This is a genomic window from Providencia sp. 2024EL-00732, assembly GCF_044006275.1.
Taxonomy (GTDB): Bacteria; Pseudomonadota; Gammaproteobacteria; order Enterobacterales; family Enterobacteriaceae; genus Providencia; species Providencia huashanensis.
Genome location: NZ_JBIPDG010000021.1, coordinates 22,820 through 41,256, shown reverse-complemented (window position 1 = coordinate 41,256; position 18,437 = coordinate 22,820). Strand labels below are relative to the sequence as shown.

Genomic DNA, 18,437 nt, shown 5'->3' with positions numbered 1-18,437 from the left:
TTTCTTTTCAGAATCTCTCGCTGCCGTTTCAGTGTTCATCGCGCTTTGCGTTGTCTTGTTCCCGGTCAGTGGTGGCGCATTATAGGGAGTCAGAAAAATCTGGCAACCCTTTTTTTGCATTTTTTTTTCGTTCGCTCAGCTTTCCATCAAATTTAACTTAAATAGCTAGTTTTTGCAGCGTTTTGAACCCTTCAAGCTCAAGAATAGGCTGTAAGTCTTTTACGTTGGCATCCATTAATAAACAATATGCGAAATCGTCTTCATCAGAATTCATCGTCTCAGCTTGGTTGTTAATTAGCCAAGCCGTTCTTCTTGCTATTGCAGAACCTGAATCAATAAACCTTGTGCCATCGGGAAGTACCTTTTCTAGTTCCTCTATTAATAGAGGGAAATGAGTACAGCCCAAAATAACGGTGTCTGGGGGTTCTGGCATTCTGAGCCATGGCCTGACAGTTTGAGCAACTTCGTCTAATGGTAATGTTTCCCCATGCAGCTTTCTTTCTGCTAGTTGGACCAATTCCGCAGACCCTAAGGAAATCACTTTGCAGTCTGTTGCGAAACGATCGATCAGCTCTTTAGTGTATTCACGGTTTACGGTGCCTTTCGTTGCCAATAAACCAACCACACCATTACGTGTTAGTTTGGTAGCCGGCTTAATTGCGGGAACCACGCCTACAACAGGAAAGGAGAAATGGGCCCTTAAATTAGGAAGGCTGACTGTACTTGCCGTATTACAAGCAATAATTGCGATCGTTAAAGGATGCTTTGCAGCTATCGAATTTACGATTTGATAGACCCTATCAATAATAAACTCTTCACTTTTTTCACCATAAGGGAAGGCTTCATTATCGAATGCATATATATAGTGGGCATGCGGGATCATTTTTTTGACTTCACGATAGACAGATAACCCGCCCACTCCAGAGTCAAATACTAGAATGGTCGGGCGGATAGATAAGGTGTTATCAGAAGTTGTAGCTTCCTGTGAGGAAATATTCTCTTCCAGCGGTGCGATAACCATACGCGGTCTCATAGTCTTTATCGAACATATTAGCTATTTTACCACGAATTGTGAGATGTGAAGTGATTGGATATGCAGCAGTGATATCCCAGATGCTTACTCCACCAACTTTAGTGCGTTGATAAGTTTCATTGATATCATAGCGACTGCCTATATATTGGTAAGTCAGCCCCATATCTACAGCAGCAATATTCCAATCTAGCTGGTATTTGACTTGTTGTTTTGCTCTACGATTAAGCACTTTATTTGTTTTTTCATTTCTTGGGTCTAGATACTGTAACGTGAGTTGATGGCTAAATAGGCCTGTTTGTAATTCACCATTCCACTCGACACCTTTAATCTTTGCCTTGCCAATATTGTTATAAGAACTAGCATAAGTCACTGGATCCGTAGTGAAATCAATCAGATTAGTTATCTCGTTTTCATACCCAATTAATTGCCAAAATAATAACCCTGTTTCGCCTTCTAAACCAATTTCCCACTGTTTACTTTCTTCTGGCTTTAAATTGGGATTTCCTTTGATGTCCCAAGTGACATTGTCCGTATAAAGCTGACCTAAATTAGGTGCTTTATAGGCAGTAGCATAAGAACCGATTAGCTTATAACCTTCATAAAACTCCCAACTTAAACCTGATTGCCATGTTGTGTGCCAATTAAATTCAGAGTGATGGTCAGAACGTATAGCGGCTTCTGCTGTTACAGAATCAATAATCGCATATTGCCCTGTAAGGTAAATACCAGTGTTATTCACCGTTTCTTTTTTACTTGTCATTGTATAACCGCCTGGCTCAATGCTTTGACGTTGATAATCAACTCCTGCACTGATATTTCCTTTTTCTAATCTATAGCTATTGCCCCATTGGAAGTTGTATTGGTCTGATTCATCAATTACAGAACCGCTACCATACCGCCCATTATGATAGTTGTAGTTATAATCTTTCATATGGCTATAGCTCCCAAGCAAACTTGTAGAGTACTTACCATTCGTATATTTCAACCCAGACTCATATGTTCTGCTGTATAGCTTACGAGTGTCTGCTGGTGTACCGTCATAACTCGTACGATTGTCATAACCATAAGCGCGTGCATAAGCAGAAAGATCGGAAGAGAATTGATGTTCAACACCTAACCATAACGTTTTATTCAAAAAACCATCTTTATCGGGTTGAGGGCCCCCGCCTGTATTTCCTCTGGCTTCAATATCAAACCCTTTGGTATGAGTATAAGCTCCGGCAGCTGTTACGGTTGTATTTTCACCAATCTTTTGCTGAGTCGAACCGTTATAGTTTTGGTAACTGTGTGAGCCAATACCTGCATTTAAAGTTGTGCCATCGTTATCACGGCGAGTAATAATATTCACTACACCACCAACAGCATCAGAACCATAAACCGCTGAGCGTGCTCCGCGTATATATTCAATGCGCTGTACCAGAGAAATTGGAATTTGGCTCATATCAGATGAGCCTGAAATACCCGCTTGATTCAAACGAACACCATCAATTAAGACCAAAACATGGCGAGATTCAGTTCCACGAATAAATAGTGAGCTTTGTTGACCCATTCCCCCACTTTGCGCAATATCCACACCTGGCAAACGCCTTAATACATCAATCACGGTATTAGATTGCCAATGGTCAATATCTTCACGGGTCACGACCGTGACAGGAGCTAATATAGAAGAGATAGGTTGTTCAAAACGGTTTGCTGACACAACTAGCTGATCAGATTGACTATTTCCACTTGCCAAAGAAGGAATACTACATAGCACTGCCAGAGCAGCGGCCGATAACGGCAGCAACTTTTTATTATTCATTATGATTACACTCGGAAAATCAATTAAATTAAGATTCCGCGAGGTTGAATATAAGATCCGCGCGAATATTCAACGAAGCGATTAGATGTGTGGCAGGTATCGGACTTTTACCGTTGCGCGTCAGTTTTGGATTCCAACCAAATTCCCTGCTCACTCAAGGCATTATCCTAAGAGGAATAACAATCAGTGTCTACGGATGAATAATGAAAACTGGACATCTTCGCTGCTTGCCCTACAATTTCGCCCCTGATACGAATTTTTTACTGTTTTATGGGGCCAAACATGCCAAACACGTTGCATACAGAAGACTACGAACTGCAACTCGCAGAGAAAACTGACCGCTTAAAAGCTATGATGGCTCCTTTTAATGCTCCCGAACCTGAAATTTTTTCATCACCGACGTCCCATTACCGGATGCGTGCAGAATTTAGAATTTGGCACGAAGGCGATGACCTGTTTCATATTATGTTTGATAAAGAGACGAAAGAACGCATTCGTATCGAACAATTTCCGGTCGCAAGTCAGCTAATTAATGACATGATGGCAACGCTGTTACCATTAATTCAGCCCAATGAGTTGCTACGCCACAAGTTATTCCAAATCGATTATTTATCCACACTGAGTAATAAGCTGATTGTTTCACTGCTATATCATAAAAAATTAGGTGAAGAGTGGGTCATTGAAGCTAAGGCGTTAAAAGAAACGCTGACTAAAAAAGGGTTTGATGTACAGCTTATCGGTAGAGCATCAAAGACAAAAATCATGTTAGATAATGATTATATTGATGAAGTTTTACCTGTAAATGGTAAAAACATGGTTTATCGCCAAGTAGAAAATAGCTTCACTCAACCGAATGCACAGGTCAATATAAAAATGTTGGAATGGGCTATTGGTGCAACAAAAAATTCAACAGGTGATTTATTAGAGCTTTATTGTGGTAATGGGAACTTTTCATTGGCTTTAGCGCAAAATTTTAAACAGGTATTAGCGACTGAAATTGCCAAACCGTCGGTTGCTGCTGCTCAATATAATATAGAAGCAAATAATATTGAAAATGTGCAGATTATCCGAATGTCCGCTGAAGATTTTACTCAAGCAATGCAAGGTGTGCGTGAATTTAAACGCCTTGAAGGAATTTCACTTGCAGATTATCAATGCAATACCATTTTTGTTGACCCGCCACGAAGTGGGTTAGATAAAGAAACTGTAAAACTAGTTCAAGGTTATGACCACATTGTCTATATCTCATGTAACCCTGAAACCTTATGCGATAATCTCAATGAACTGACCCAAACCCATAAAATTGAAAAACTAGCGTTATTTGACCAATTCCCCTATACCCACCATATGGAAAGCGGTGTGTTATTAACCCGCCGTTAGAAAATAGCAGCGACAAAAAACGCCGTATAATACGGCGTTTTTTAGTTTATTAATTCACTTTAATTTTCAATTTCTTGTTCTAACGCTAATTCTTGTTGTTCTTTTTTACGAGCTTTCCAACTGACATACATCCATAAAGCTAAAATCACAATGATAGTCGAGGGAATAAAATTTGAGCCAACCTCTGGATTTTGAACACGTAAAATCGCGGCATAGCCAAATATCCCAACAAAGAAACTACCAGCAACAAATTTTGGTAACCCCATCGGCATAGCTTGGTGTAAATAACGTTGGTGCAAACAATAAACAGCGAGTACTAATGTTAAAATGGGAAAAAAAGAAAAATCGACTAATGAGTTAAACAACGTAGAGAAAGTCCCATGAGTCGCAAGCCCAATTACAAGTGCCAGCAGTAATGTACTTCTTTCGTAACTTTTTTGATCCGTCATTGATTCTCCTTATTATTTGGTTAGGTCTGGGTCAGTTTGATTCTGTCGTTCTTGTTCACGGCGGTACCAATAGTAGGCGCCTTTAGCGATCATTCTTAGTTGCAATACCAACCGTTCTTCAAGTTTTCTTCGTTTTTCTTCATCTATATCAAGCGCTTCAGCACCAGCACTGAATACAATTGTCACCATTGCTTCTGATTGCATCTCAGTAAAATGACGCGGCATATGGCTTTCTAATTCAAGGTAATCCGCTAATTCAGCAATAAAATGTTGAATTTCCCTTGCCACTGCAGCACGAAACTCAGCCGAGGTACCGGAACGCTCTCGCAATAATAACCGAAAGGCGTTTGGGTTATTACCAATAAACTCCATAAAAGTTGAGACTGATGTGCGGATCACACTCCCACCTTTCGCAATACGCTGCCGTGCTTGACGCATCAGCTGGCGCAACATCAGACCGCTCTCATCTACCATTGTCAGACCAAGTTCATCAACGTCTTTGAAATGGCGATAAAATGAAGTTGGCGCAATACCCGCTTCCCGAGCGACTTCCCGTAAACTAAGGCTAGTAAAGCTCCGTTCAGCACTTAATTGGCTAAAAGCAGCTTCGACGAGTGAACGACGTGTTTTTTCTTTTTGTTTTGCTCTAACGCCAATAGTGTTGCTCACGGTGATCCTAATTTCTATGTCATTAAACGTTAATAATTACATCAAAGATGTAAATAAGGAGTGCTATTCACCCCCTAGCATACCTGAAATTTCTTCATCTGGTTGAGAGAAAAATCGACTCTTTATTACAATTTAGCCATTTTCAGAATTTCGCTTACTATCTTTGCTGTTTTCTTATATAGAAACCATCATCTTCACCACTACACCCTACCCGAACAAGAAAAAATAGTTTTACCAAAAATGCACTCGATATTGTTCCCCCAGAATTTCTAATTTATCGCAAAACGGCAAACGAATGGGTTTAAATAAACAGACATAAATCCGTGTTTTGAATATGCAAAAGAAGGCGATGGAAAAAGAGAAATTAGGTTAAGGAAGCAACTGATGTTACTATAATGTAGTCACTTCGTATTAAAAACAGGTCTTACCTTATGCAACTTACCCATTTTGATGCAATAGTCATTGGTTCCGGCCCTGGTGGTGAAGGCGCTGCCATGGGACTGGTAAAACAAGGAAAAAACGTTGCTGTTATTGAACGTTATAATAATGTCGGCGGAGGCTGTACCCACTGGGGAACCATTCCCTCAAAAGCCCTCCGCCATGCAGTTAGCCGTATTATCGAATTCAACCAGAACCCCCTTTATAGTGATAATTCCCGTAACTTAAGCTCCTCTTTTTCTGAAATCCTCAGGCATGCCGAAACAGTTATTAGCCAACAAACGCGTATGCGACAAGGGTTTTATGAGCGTAATGGTTGCCAAATGTTTTCTGGTGAAGCAACTTTTATTGATGAGCAACATGTGAGTGTCCGCTATGCAGATGGAAGCTGCGATGTTTTAAGTGCAGATAAAATTGTGATAGCAACAGGGTCTCGCCCATACTGCCCTTCTGACGTAGATTTTAACCATTCCCGAATTTATAACAGCGATACCATTCTCAACCTAACCCATGAACCTCGCCACGTCATTATTTATGGTGCGGGGGTTATCGGCTGCGAATACGCATCTATTTTCCGTGGATTGGGAGTCAAAGTTGATTTAATTAACACTCGCGATCACCTACTGGCTTTTCTTGACCAAGAAATGTCTGATGCCTTGTCGTATCATTTTTGGAATAGTGGCATTGTGATCCGCCATAATGAAGAATATGAAAAGATTGAAGGTTTAGATGATGGGGTCATTGTTCACCTTAAATCAGGTAAAAAAGTCAAAGCTGACTGTTTACTGTACGCCAACGGAAGAACAGGTAATACTGACGGTTTAGGTCTCGCCAATGTAGGAATCGAAGCGGATGGCCGTGGTTTAGTTAAAGTCAACAAAGCCTACCGAACAACAAATGAACACATTTATGCTGTTGGTGATGTGATTGGCTACCCAAGTCTGGCGTCTGCTGCCTATGACCAAGGGCGAATTGCAGCTCGTGCAATCGGCGGTAGTTTAGGTAATGCACATTTAGTTGAGGATATTCCAACGGGGATTTATACCATCCCTGAAATTAGTTCTGTTGGTAAAACAGAACAAGAACTGACGGCAATGAAAGTACCTTACGAAGTTGGCCGAGCGCAATTTAAACATTTAGCTCGAGCTCAAATTGCTGGGATGAATGTCGGCAGTTTAAAAATACTATTTCATAGAGAAACGCTACAAATATTAGGTATTCACTGTTTCGGTGAAAGGGCGGCTGAGATTATTCATATCGGCCAAGCTATTATGGAACAAAAAGGTGAAGGTAATACCATTGAATATTTCGTTAATACCACATTCAATTACCCTACTATGGCAGAAGCTTTCCGTGTCGCTGCATTAAATGGCTTAAACCGCTTATTTTAATGATGTGCAATTATGGTTGCCTGTTTTTCTGGCAACCATCATATCTTTTTGAGATGTAAACAATTAGCGAGCTTTATTCCTAAACTCGATTCTTATAATAGTGATCCATCGAGTTATAAATGGTTTCTGCTAATTGCTCATAGCGACCTCTTAATGGAGACCCCGGACGATAAACTAAAACAATCGTACGTTTCGGTTCTGGCTCAATGCAATTCAAATAGCAAACGCCATCACGGCAAACTTCATTTGGTACCGCTAAATCAGGTAATAGTGTAATCCCACTTCCTGCGGCGACCATGTTGCGTAACGTTTCTAAACTAGTCGCCCTAAAATGCGTATCCTCTTTAGCGCCCGCTTGGAAACAAAAGCCCATAGCTTGGTCACGCAAACAATGGCCATCTTCTAGCATTAATAGCTTTTCACCTGATAATTCACCCATTTCAATGGTGTCACGCCCATGCCATGGATGGCTTTCATAGATAGCTAATTTCATGGGTTCTTCAAATAAAGGGACAACAATAAAAGGATCTGTTTCTTTCACTTCCGCTAAAATTGCACAGTCTAATTTACCACTATCTAACTGAGCCAGTAATTGCTGAGTTTGTGCTTCATGTAAATAAATTTCTAATTTAGGGTGTGCTTGGTGCAATTGAGGAATGATATGTGGTAATAAGTACGGTGCCACTGTAGGTATCAAACCGATATGCAATGGGCCAGACATACTCTCGCCTTGCAACGCGGCCATTTCTTGCAGTACTTTTATTTCTCGCAAAATAGTTCGAGCCTGTTCAACGAGTAATAAACCTTGTTGAGTAAAAAGAACTTTACGACTAGTTCTTTCTAGTAGCATAACACCAAGCTCTTCTTCTAGCTTACGAATTTGTCCACTCAATGTTGGTTGGCTAACATGACAAGAATCCGCGGCACGTCTAAAGTGTTTATGTTCAGCTAGTGCAACAAGGTACTCCAAATCTCGAATATTCATATTTCTATTTCCTTTCGTGAATTCTTTGCCAAACCAAAGATAGATAATACCAATCACTATATCGATATTAGTTTGTTATATCTATTGATATATTAAAAAAACACCGTATTTCATCCCATTTCTGCATAAATAACCCATTTAGTGAAATAAATAGTAACGCCTAGAAACAAAATGAATCAATTTTGTTCCCCCATTTTTCACAAAACAAAAATAGGAATCAAACAATTATAAATTGTATTTATGACATCAAATTAAAGTAAACCTTTCTTCAATTTTATATGAGTACATAAACAAACCTCCCCCAAATAATAGTTTATATCTAGTCTAGTCGCTTCTAGAAAGCTTTCATCCGTGATAATGACACGAGGAGCTAAAATACTATGGATGCTACTATTACCACACTTTATCCCCTCACAAGTTAAAAAATACCCTATTAAATGATTAAAGAATGTCGCCACACTGTCGATACCCTATACAGCATACTAATGATAACAAACCTGAGTATTGAAGAGAGCTGAAACGGCCAAGTAAGCAAGTGAGGCGGCTGAAAACAAATAACAACAAAAGGCGTAATAGAGATCAGCAATGTGATGTAGTAAAGAGGCAACCCATTTAGCCTTCTCTTTTTGTAAATACAAAAAAAGAGTTGCACCTTAACATGAGCAACAACTAATAGGGCAAGCAAGCAAAAATAAAGACGTCAAACATCAATTTGGGGAGTTCCAATATAATTGGATGTAATATTGAAACATTTATATTAATCACAATGTAGTTTTAAGCGAAATAGCTCGAAAAACAAGGGAGCTTTACTCTCCAAAAGTTTAAAAATGGGCTTGGCTAGCCTTTTTTTAGAAACATTTTGTTATATTTGTTTTCATTTATTATTAATCTTTGTAAGTTTCTGTTTGAAAGTTAATTCAAAATCTCAATGTAACCTGACTACTTTATATATAAATAGAGCTCTACTCGCTGTCACTATTAAAAAATCACAGCAGATTAAACCATCAAAAAGAGAACCAAAACCACAAACTCAGAACATTAAACACCAAAAAAGACAAATTAATAGATGATAATAAAAAATCTGCTATAGGACATTAAACAGGATAGATTCTATACAACCCCTATTTCTATTATATTTCCACACATTTGAATTTTCAAATTTACACCTTTGGCGCGTTTTTCGTTTTATAATTCTTCCCATAGCAAGACATGAACAAATTGAATCAACCAAATTATATAGACTTTAAATTAGGAATTAACATCATGACTATTAAAAGTATCTCTTCAGTATTAGCATTAACTTTAGTCGCTACTTCATTATTCACTACAAATGTACAAGCTAAAGAAAATCAAACAACAATTAATTTTAAAGCTGCTATTGTTGCTTCACCATGTACTTATGATATCAATAATAATAAAACAAACTTAAATTGTTTTAATAATGAAAAAAATAAAATGGAAACTAGCAAAATTGATTTTTCTAAAGAGCAAAAATCCACAGAGTGGAAAAAATTAGATAATAACCGTAGCATTTATCAATTTAAATGGACTAATGAAGATAAAGGCCATGCACTACTATCAGTACAACATGCATAATCATTAAACGACTTTTTATTAAATAACCAAAACAATATAACCAACTGATTTTAAACAAATTCAGTTATAGGATTCTATTATGAAAAATTCAATGGCGAAAAAAACATTTCATTGTTCAATAACAGCTTTATTATTAGTGACAGCTTCTAGTATATTTAGTGCTTATGCCGCTCAGAATCAAGATTCTGGCACCATTAATTTCTATGGCGCAATTGTCCATCCGAATTGTACAAATGATATCACTGAAACACAGGTTAAATTACATTGTATGAATAATAATACAGAATCAACCACCGAGAGTATTGAGCTAAATAATATTACTCAAAAAAGTGGCTGGAAGGTTATTAATGATGGCAGAAATGAATATTCATACAATTGGGTTAACGAGGAGAAACAACTAGGCATGCTAACCGTTAAATATATTTAATAGAACTGTGTTATGGGAATTGGGGTAGTCATGCTACCCCCCATTTTCTGATGACAATGACCGATTAAAGCCCCAACCTTGTTTTTGCCTCCACAATCGCACTCGCCACCTGCTTCTGAGATACCCCACCTTTTGCTAACCGCTTATCTAAGCATGATTGCAGCGATAAAATTTCATACACATCCAATTGAATAGTATCACTGAATTTTTGCAGATCACTTAATGCCATTTCTTCCAATGCTTTACCTTGAGCAATAGCAGTAACAACCGCTTCACCCACAATATGGTGCGCTTCACGGAATGGAACGCCTTTCGCTACTAAATAATCCGCCAGCTCAGTCGCATTTGCATAGCCTTGTTTTGCTGCATCTTCACAACGTGGGCGACGAATTTGAATACCATCAAGGACTAACGCTGCCATATGCATACAATCTAACCATGTGTCTAATGCATCAAATAAGCCTTCTTTATCCTCTTGCATGTCTTTGTTATAAGCAAGCGGTAACCCTTTTAACGTCATCATCATACCCGTTAATGCACCTTGAACTCGCCCACATTTACCGCGGATCAATTCCAGTGCATCTGGGTTTTTCTTTTGTGGCATTAATGAAGAGCCAGAGGTTACTTTGTCAGATAACTCAACGAAGCCTGCCTCACCACTATTGAAGAAAATCAAATCTTCAGCAAAACGCGATAAATGCACCATGCCAATGCTGGCATCGGATAATAATTCGAGTACGTGATCTCTGTCTGAAACGGTGTCTAAACTATTGCGTGTCGCAGATGCGAAACCAAGCCAAGAGGCAAGTTGCTCTCGGTCAATATCATACGCTGTCCCCGCCAATGCACCACACCCTAATGGGCTAACGTCTAGACGCTTTAGTGTGTCTTTTAAGCGGCTTTCATCACGCGCTAACATTTCACTATAAGCTAAACACCAGTGGGCAAATGTCACGGGCTGAGCGCGTTGTAAATGAGTATAGCCTGGCATCACTGCGTCTTGGTTATTTTCGGCTGTGATGACTAATGCTTTTTGTAGCTCAGTGACCGCTTCTAATAATAATGCGACTTGGTCTTTACACCATAATTTTAAATCTGTCGCCACTTGGTCATTACGACTACGACCTGTGTGTAATTTTTTACCTAAATCACCAACTTTATCAATCAGTTTACCTTCAACCCAGCTGTGAATATCTTCTGCATCACTTTGCAGTATAATTTCAGGGTTATCTTGCACTTCTTTTAACAATGCATTTAGCGCTTGTTCTAAAGATTGTTGTTCGCTCTCAGTCAGTACACCAACGGTGACTAATGATTTTGACCATGCGACTGAGCCAATAATATCTTGTTGCGCCAAGCGATAATCAAAACGCAGTGAATCATTAAACTGTTTAAACCGTTGATCCGCTTGCTGGCTAAAACGCCCACCCCATAGTGCCATAACTAATCCCTACCTGATTGATAAAATAAGTTTTGCTCCCGACAACACTAAACGCTGCCGGGGATCTAGCCTGTTATATTCCCAATAATTCGAGGTGCAGCTAAGCGACAAGTCAATGTGTACAATCAACGCCACTGCAACTTGAAGTATGACGAGTATAGGTTACTTAGCTTTATTCTGTTCTTTCAACGCACGGATACGTGAAGACAGAGAATAAAGACGGATAAACCCGCCTGCGTGGCTATGGTCATATACCTCATCTTCACCAAATGTGGCGAATTCTTCAGAATATAGGCTCTTGTCCGCTTTCTTCTGAATTGCCGTGACTTGCCCTTTATATAATTTCAGAACAACTTCACCGGTGACATCTTGTGCTAATGATTCTGCCGCAGCTTGTAGCGAATGGCGTAATGGCGCAAACCAACGCCCATCATAAACCACATAAGACATTTCTAAGCCTAATTGCTCACGCCATTTGTAGCTATCGCGGTCCAGAACTAATTGCTCAACGCCACGCAGAGCCGCCATCATAATGGTGCCCCCTGGGGTTTCATAGCAACCGCGAGATTTCATGCCGACTAAACGGTTTTCAACGATATCGATACGCCCAACACCGTGTTTTGCCCCTAGCGTATTCAGTGTTTCTAGGCAACCTAGTGCAGATAATGTTTTACCATTAACTGAAACTACCTCGCCGTGTTTCACGCCCACGGTCACCAGTTCAGCTTCATCTGGCGCATCTTGTGGGTCAACTGTCCATACCCAGCAGTCTTGGTTTGCTGCATTCCATGTGCTTTCTAATACACCACCTTCTGTAGAGATATGCCACGCATTTTCATCACGGCTATAAATTTTTTCAAGGCTAGCAGTCGTTGGGATATTGCGCTCTTTTAAATAATCGAGCAGCGCCTCACGTGAGCGAAGATCCCACTCACGCCATGGAGCAACCACCTGTAATTGCGGCGCAAGCGCAGTATAAGTGCTTTCGAAGCGTACTTGGTCATTCCCTTTACCTGTTGCGCCATGGGCAACCGCATCAGCCCCTACTTTTAAGGCAATTTCCACTTGGGCTTTTGCAATAATAGGACGAGCCATTGAGGTACCTAATAAATAACTACCTTCGTATAACGCACCTGTTTTAAGAACTGGGTAAATATATTCCTTAACGAATTCTTCGCGCAGATCAACAACGTAACACTCAGATGCGCCTGATTGCAGAGCCTTTTTCTCAACACCGACTAAGTCTTCTCTGTCTTGCCCTACGTCAGCAACGAAAGCAACCACTTCGCAGTCATCATAGTTTTCTTTCAACCATGGAATAATTGCCGATGTATCGAGACCACCTGAGTATGCTAATACGATTTTTTTAATGCCCTTTTTCATAACGTACCTATTCCGCTCAATTAATATTTATTTCCATGGCTCATTTATGATGCCAAGATCCGAGTTCCGATAGCTGTCCCATTAAACAGCTCAGGAAGTTGTTCTGCATGACGCCAACTTGCGATATCAACCGAGCGCTGTAAGGCCGTTGCGGCATCAAGTGCAGCATTCACCTTAACAATCATTCCATCAGTGATGATGCCTTGCTCAATTAATTTTTGGGCTTTTTGTGTCGTCATTTCATCAATTTTCTGGCCTTTACCATCCAAAATACCGCTCACATCAGACAGTAAAACCAGATCTGCATTTAATGCTTGCGCGATAGCGGTGGCTGCTTGGTCAGCATTCACATTCATCAATTCACCCTCTGGGGTGACCCCTATCGAGCTAACAATTGGTAAATAACCTGAATTCAAAAGTAATTTCAATAAATTAGAGTTACCTGGCTTTGCGTTTCCAACATGCCCTAGCTCTTCATTTAATTGAGTCACTATGGCACTTTGACCGTCACCCAGCGACAAACCTACCGCAGGTAACTGATATTTTATCGCCCACGCTAGCAAGGTTTTATTAGCTGTTCCCGCTAAGGCACCCGTAATAATATCGATTTGGTCTGCAGGCGTGACACGCAACCCTTGTTTTTTCACGACAGGTAATTGTAGTTTTTGCATTAGTTCATCTACTAAGCACCCACCACCATGAACAATCACTAGCTCACGTTGATGTCGCTGGCGATAGCTTTGGATTGCCGTAAACAACTTTTCAAGTGCCTCGGTGCTATCAAGTAACACTCCGCCCAATTTAATCACTAAGGGTTGCATGGGTTTGATCCTTATTAAAATAATGACTGAGTTTCATTAAAACCAAAACGAATATTCATGCACTGAACGGCTTGTGCAGCAGCACCTTTAAGCAGGTTATCTTCTGTACCGACTAAAATCAGGTGTTCCCCTTTCAATACATAGCCGATATCACAAAATGGCGTACCAACAACTGATTTCAATGCTGGAACACCTTTTTCATACAAACGGACTAACGGTTTGCCTTGATATGCCTCTTTAAAAGTTTTACCGACCTGCTCTGCGGTCACACCGGCTTTTACTTTGCAGGTGATAGTCGCCAATATTCCTCGTGAAAAATTGCCCAGATGAGGAGTGAAAATGACATCCCGACCTAAATGAGTCGCAATTTCTGGCTGATGACGATGCGTAAAGATGCCATATGGCTGTAAGCTAACTTCACAAAAACTGTTGGTCATCGATGCCTTACGGCCCGCACCTGAAACACCGCTAGTTGCATTAATTACTGGCCACATTGCGTCATCCAGTAATTGCGCATCAATTAATGGCTTCAGCGCTAACTGAGACACCGTCGGATAACACCCCGGAACAGCAATTAACTGAGCTTGTCGAATTTTATCCGCCTGCCATTCAGCTAAACCGTAAACCGCTTGCATTAACCATTCGGTATTTGTATGTTCAAAGCCATAGTACTGCGTATAAAACGCAGGGTCTTGAACGCGATAAGCACCGGATAAGTCAAACACCACACAACCCGCCTCAAGAAATTGAGGCGCGATGTCATGGCTCACTTCATGTGCAGTAGCGAGAAAAACAACATCAATACCTTTCGCAGCCTCTGCAACATCAGTTAATGGCTGTACCGGAAGGTCAATAATACCCTTATACTGAGGATGCAAATCAGAAAAACGTTTATTTGCATCTGCGCTTTGCGCAGAAACCATTAATCCCTGAAGATTTATTTCAGGGTGACGCTGCAAATAAGCGGCTAATTCTGCTCCAGTATAGCCACTGGCCCCGATAATGAGTGTGTTCAACATATGCTTTCTACCTTGTACTCGTGACCCAAACAGTTTAATGTGTATTTTTATTCAAATAAAGTGCATGAATATTGATACTATTATGGATAAAGGCTGTCAACAGTGAATATTAAATTACCTGCATTTATTGAGATTTATCGTCAATTAATTGCCACTCCATCGATTAGTGCGACTGATTCTCATTTGGATCAAAGCAATAAAGCCCTTGTGGAACTTTTAGGTGGTTGGTTAGAAACTCTCGGTTTTTCGGTTAACATCCAACCTGTGCCGGAAACACGTGATAAATACAACTTACTCGCTTCTATCGGTGAGGGTAACGGTGGGCTAATGTTATGTGGCCATACCGACACAGTACCATTCGATGAGGGCCGTTGGAGTAAAAACCCATTCGAGCTGACTGAGCACGATGGTAAGTTATATGGGCTTGGTACCGCAGATATGAAAGGTTTTTTCGCCTTTATTGTTGATGCGTTAAGAGATATGGATTTAACAAAACTCCAACGCCCACTGCATATCTTAGCAACTGCTGATGAAGAAACGTCAATGGCAGGTGCACGTTATTTTGCGGCTAACACAGCACTACGCCCTGATTTTGCTATTATTGGTGAACCTACGTCTTTACAACCTATACGAGCACATAAAGGGCATATATCGAATGCCATTCGCATTACTGGGCAATCAGGGCATTCCAGTGACCCAGAGCGTGGTGTTAATGCGATTGAATTAATGCATGAATCGATTTCTCATTTGATGACGCTCAGAAATACATTGAAAGAGCGTTTTAATAACCCTGCTTTTGTTATTCCATACCCAACTATGAACTTTGGGCACATTCATGGAGGGGACGCGGCAAACCGTATCTGCGGCTGTTGTGAGTTGCATATGGATATTCGCCCACTACCAGGGCTGACATTGCAAGATCTGGATGAAATGTTAAATCATGCCCTTGAGCCTGTAAGCACCAAATGGCCAGGCCGTATAGCAATAGAATCAATGCATCCACCAATTCCTGGCTATGAATGCCCAACAAATCACAAAATGGTTGCTGTGATTGAACAGTTACTAGGGCAAAAAGCAGATACCGTAAATTACTGTACTGAAGCGCCATTCATTCAAGAACTGTGCCCGACCTTAGTACTTGGCCCAGGTTCGATTGAGCAAGCACACCAACCTGATGAGTTTATTGATATGCGTTTTATAGAACCGACTCGTCAGCTAATTAGCCAAATGATAGAACACTTCTGTTTTACTAAACAAAATCAATGATTGCCTTAAAAACGCATGGCTATATTTAGCGCCATGCGTTTTTATCATGAATTTTTTTCCTGTTACCTTTGAAAAAACCTCAGCGTCTATATTTAATTTAAGGGTTGACTATCGACCAATATCCGGTAATCTCTATTTAGCCGTCTAAACGTATAGACGCGTACATGGATGTGATTATTTATAAAGATCATAACTCACAAAGATAATAATGAGTCTGCAAATTGCGAGGTTACAGGGTATGAGTTTTTTTCACGCAAACCAGCGCGAAGCGCTAAATCAAAACTTAGCTGAATTAGATGGCCAAATTAATGTTTCATTTGAGTTTTTCCCACCTCGCAGTGAAGAGATGGAGCAAACACTTTGGAAATCTATCGATAGACTCAAAACCTTAAAACCTAAATTTGTATCAGTGACCTATGGTGCCAACTCAGGTGAACGCGATCGAACCCATAGCATTATTAAAGATATCAAAGATAAAACAGGTTTAATTGCAGCCCCTCATTTAACCTGTATCGATGCGAGCCGTGATGAATTAAAAGGCATTGCACGTGACTACTGGAATAATGGTATACGCCATATCGTAGCTCTACGTGGCGACCTACCCGATAACAGCAATAAACCCGATATGTATGCAACTGATTTGGTTGAACTATTAAAAGGTGAAGCCGACTTTGATATTTCAGTCGCTGCTTATCCAGAGGTTCACCCTGAAGCGAAAAGTGCCCAAGCAGATTTAATTAGCCTTAAAAAGAAAATTGATGCAGGTGCTAGCCGTGCAATCACCCAATTTTTCTTTGATGTTGAAAGCTACCTCCGTTTTCGCGATCGCTGCGTTGCAACAGGTATCGACGTTGAAATCGTCCCAGGTATTTTACCCGTTTCTAATTTCCGTCAGTTAGAGCGTTTTGCCAAATTAACCAATGTACGCATTCCCGCATGGATGAGCAAAATGTATGAAGGGTTAGACAACGACCCTGAAAGCCGTAACCTTGTTGGTGCGTCAATCGCCATGGATATGGTCAAAATTTTGAGCAGAGAAGGCGTGAAAGATTTCCATTTTTATACCCTTAACCGCTCTGAACTTACTTATGCAATCTGTCATACGTTAGGAGTTAGGCCTTAAAGGGCGAGTTTACAGCACATAAGTTCATTAAAGGGGCGAGTTGCCCCTCACCCTATAAATAGACTAAACCAAGGCTGGGTTAGGAACATTAACGTGAATGAATACGGGTTGTTGCTCATTCTCAAATTGTTCTATCGTAAATTTTTGATAATTTAAATTGTTATACCCTCTAAATAAGAGTATCCCCCGCTGCAAATCAGTCAATACTGTCCAAACTGAAAACTCGGTTAGGTAAAGCTTGAAGATATCATCTTCCCCTAATAATGGATCAACAGAGGCATTTTTAGGCCGGTCAAATTTATTCATGACGTGCCCTAATTCTACAAGCTGAACATTGGGGTCTGATACTTTATGATAGTAAGTTGAATAATAAACTGCCCGAACAAACCGCCCAACAGAGGTGTCAGCATTTGGCACTGCAGCAAGAGCGATACCACTATCAGGCTGGGAGAGTTTCATATTACCTAACGTGCTTGATGACACATCAACATTTGAGAGTTGGGTATAGTTATTAAGGTTAGTGAGATGCCAAGGAAATTCAGGGCCATTCGTCATACAGCGAGTTGGGTTGTCATAAACGTGCAAAACCCCCTTTGATACTTCAACCACGATACACGCCCCCGTTCTGTCATAAAAAGCATAATGAAAAGGGCTTGGCATATTACGCAGCAGTAATAATTTTTGTGACCAAAATGCCGTTTTAGGGATCGCTTTTTTCAACTCAGCGACTGTGGCGTATTGAGATAATGCCCACTCACCAATTGATGCAATCGGTACTGCTTTAGTATATTTTTTGGGGTTAAGGGGGGCTAATTCAGAATCTGTGATCATATTTAAACTAAAAGCTAACCCTCCGGAGTTAACGCCCTCAAGAACATCCCTTTCCCCTAAAATACTCACTGGTGCAGTAATTGCGATAAAAGGATACTTCACTTTATACTTTAGTCCTAAAGAGCCATCAGGGGCTTTACGCTGAAAAATATGGTTCTTCGGGTAATAAGTTAAAATTGACTCAGGTTCATCTGAAGAGAACTCTAATGTTCTACCGTGATAAACGTAATTATTTTTATCTGTGATTGCCAGAGATGTACAAGCAAACGCGCGAGGATTTGTGTTTTTTTCTAACATGTTAGCAGCCTTATCAAATAATATATTTGCCTATTACCATAATTACGATGAATAAAACCCATGATATTTAATAAATTAACCTGACTT

General features: G+C 40.2%; 16 protein-coding genes and 1 riboswitch. Of the genes, 6 read left to right on the top strand and 10 right to left on the bottom strand.

The genetic code is table 11. From position 1 onward, the window contains the following. Positions 1–157 precede the first annotated feature (157 nt). Both murI and btuB read right to left on the bottom strand, forming a co-directional pair. Positions 158–1,021 (bottom strand): glutamate racemase, encoded by an 864-nt coding sequence (gene murI, locus ACHB7C_RS20245; protein WP_131680233.1) that lies wholly within the window; start codon positions 1,019–1,021, stop codon positions 158–160. After that, positions 966–2,834, bottom strand: coding sequence for a TonB-dependent vitamin B12 receptor BtuB (gene btuB / locus ACHB7C_RS20240; protein WP_198860997.1), 1,869 nt, complete (start codon positions 2,832–2,834; stop codon positions 966–968). Before btuB ends, murI begins: the two co-directional genes overlap by 56 nt. Before the next feature lie 73 nt (positions 2,835–2,907). Beyond that, positions 2,908–3,031: riboswitch (cobalamin riboswitch) on the bottom strand. Positions 3,032–3,116: 85 nt separating this feature from the next. On the opposite strand from btuB, the gene trmA reads away from it, so the two are divergent. After that, a complete protein-coding gene (gene trmA, locus ACHB7C_RS20235) occupies positions 3,117–4,214 on the top strand; it encodes a tRNA (uridine(54)-C5)-methyltransferase TrmA (RefSeq protein WP_166685519.1) in 1,098 nt (365 codons plus the stop codon). Between the two features lie 59 nt (positions 4,215–4,273). On the opposite strand, the gene ACHB7C_RS20230 is transcribed toward trmA, so the two are convergent. Next, positions 4,274–4,663 carry a YijD family membrane protein gene (locus tag ACHB7C_RS20230; RefSeq protein ID WP_042846651.1) on the bottom strand — a complete coding sequence of 130 codons (390 nt, stop codon included), beginning with the start codon at positions 4,661–4,663 and terminating at the stop codon, positions 4,274–4,276. A gap of 12 nt (positions 4,664–4,675) precedes the next feature. Beyond that, positions 4,676–5,332, bottom strand: a complete 657-nt coding sequence (gene fabR, locus ACHB7C_RS20225; RefSeq protein WP_042846652.1) for an HTH-type transcriptional repressor FabR — start codon at positions 5,330–5,332, stop codon at positions 4,676–4,678. Between the two features lie 431 nt (positions 5,333–5,763). On the opposite strand from fabR, the gene sthA reads away from it, so the two are divergent. Further along, positions 5,764–7,161: a Si-specific NAD(P)(+) transhydrogenase gene (gene sthA, locus ACHB7C_RS20220; protein WP_042846653.1), complete on the top strand. Its 1,398-nt coding sequence runs from the start codon at positions 5,764–5,766 to the stop codon at positions 7,159–7,161. A 79-nt stretch (positions 7,162–7,240) separates the two neighbouring features. Here the strand turns inward: sthA and oxyR are convergent, their stop codons facing one another. Further along, entirely contained in the window at positions 7,241–8,146 is a 906-nt protein-coding gene (gene oxyR / locus ACHB7C_RS20215) for a DNA-binding transcriptional regulator OxyR (RefSeq protein ID WP_042846654.1), read from the bottom strand. Positions 8,147–9,409: 1,263 nt separating this feature from the next. On the opposite strand from oxyR, the gene ACHB7C_RS20210 reads away from it, so the two are divergent. Then, positions 9,410–9,742, top strand: coding sequence for a pilus assembly protein (locus ACHB7C_RS20210; RefSeq protein WP_166685518.1), 333 nt, complete (start codon positions 9,410–9,412; stop codon positions 9,740–9,742). 79 nt (positions 9,743–9,821) lie between these two features. Then, positions 9,822–10,169, top strand: a complete 348-nt coding sequence (locus ACHB7C_RS20205) for a hypothetical protein (protein ID WP_166685517.1) — start codon at positions 9,822–9,824, stop codon at positions 10,167–10,169. A 64-nt stretch (positions 10,170–10,233) separates the two neighbouring features. Here the strand turns inward: ACHB7C_RS20205 and argH are convergent, their stop codons facing one another. From argH to argC, 4 genes are all read right to left on the bottom strand, one after another. Next, a complete protein-coding gene (argH, locus tag ACHB7C_RS20200) occupies positions 10,234–11,610 on the bottom strand; it encodes an argininosuccinate lyase (RefSeq protein ID WP_042846656.1) in 1,377 nt (458 codons plus the stop codon). A gap of 162 nt (positions 11,611–11,772) precedes the next feature. After that, complete coding sequence (locus ACHB7C_RS20195) at positions 11,773–12,993, bottom strand: argininosuccinate synthase (RefSeq protein WP_042846657.1); 1,221 nt, start codon at positions 12,991–12,993, stop codon at positions 11,773–11,775. Positions 12,994–13,037: 44 nt separating this feature from the next. Continuing rightward, positions 13,038–13,814, bottom strand: a complete 777-nt coding sequence (gene argB / locus ACHB7C_RS20190) for an acetylglutamate kinase (RefSeq protein ID WP_048605766.1) — start codon at positions 13,812–13,814, stop codon at positions 13,038–13,040. Positions 13,815–13,828: 14 nt separating this feature from the next. Then, on the bottom strand, positions 13,829–14,833 hold the full coding sequence (gene argC / locus ACHB7C_RS20185; RefSeq protein ID WP_048605764.1) for an N-acetyl-gamma-glutamyl-phosphate reductase: 1,005 nt from the start codon (positions 14,831–14,833) through the stop codon (positions 13,829–13,831). Positions 14,834–14,935: 102 nt separating this feature from the next. Here argC and argE point away from each other — a divergent pair, with 102 nt between their 5' ends. After that, positions 14,936–16,099: an acetylornithine deacetylase gene (argE, locus tag ACHB7C_RS20180; protein ID WP_395348405.1), complete on the top strand. Its 1,164-nt coding sequence runs from the start codon at positions 14,936–14,938 to the stop codon at positions 16,097–16,099. Positions 16,100–16,337: 238 nt separating this feature from the next. Continuing rightward, positions 16,338–17,222, top strand: a complete 885-nt coding sequence (gene metF / locus ACHB7C_RS20175) for a methylenetetrahydrofolate reductase (protein WP_042846661.1) — start codon at positions 16,338–16,340, stop codon at positions 17,220–17,222. A gap of 63 nt (positions 17,223–17,285) precedes the next feature. Here metF and ACHB7C_RS20170 read toward each other — a convergent pair whose 3' ends face one another. Then, entirely contained in the window at positions 17,286–18,350 is a 1,065-nt protein-coding gene (locus ACHB7C_RS20170; protein ID WP_042846662.1) for a linear amide C-N hydrolase, read from the bottom strand. Between the last annotated feature and the right edge of the window lie 87 nt (positions 18,351–18,437).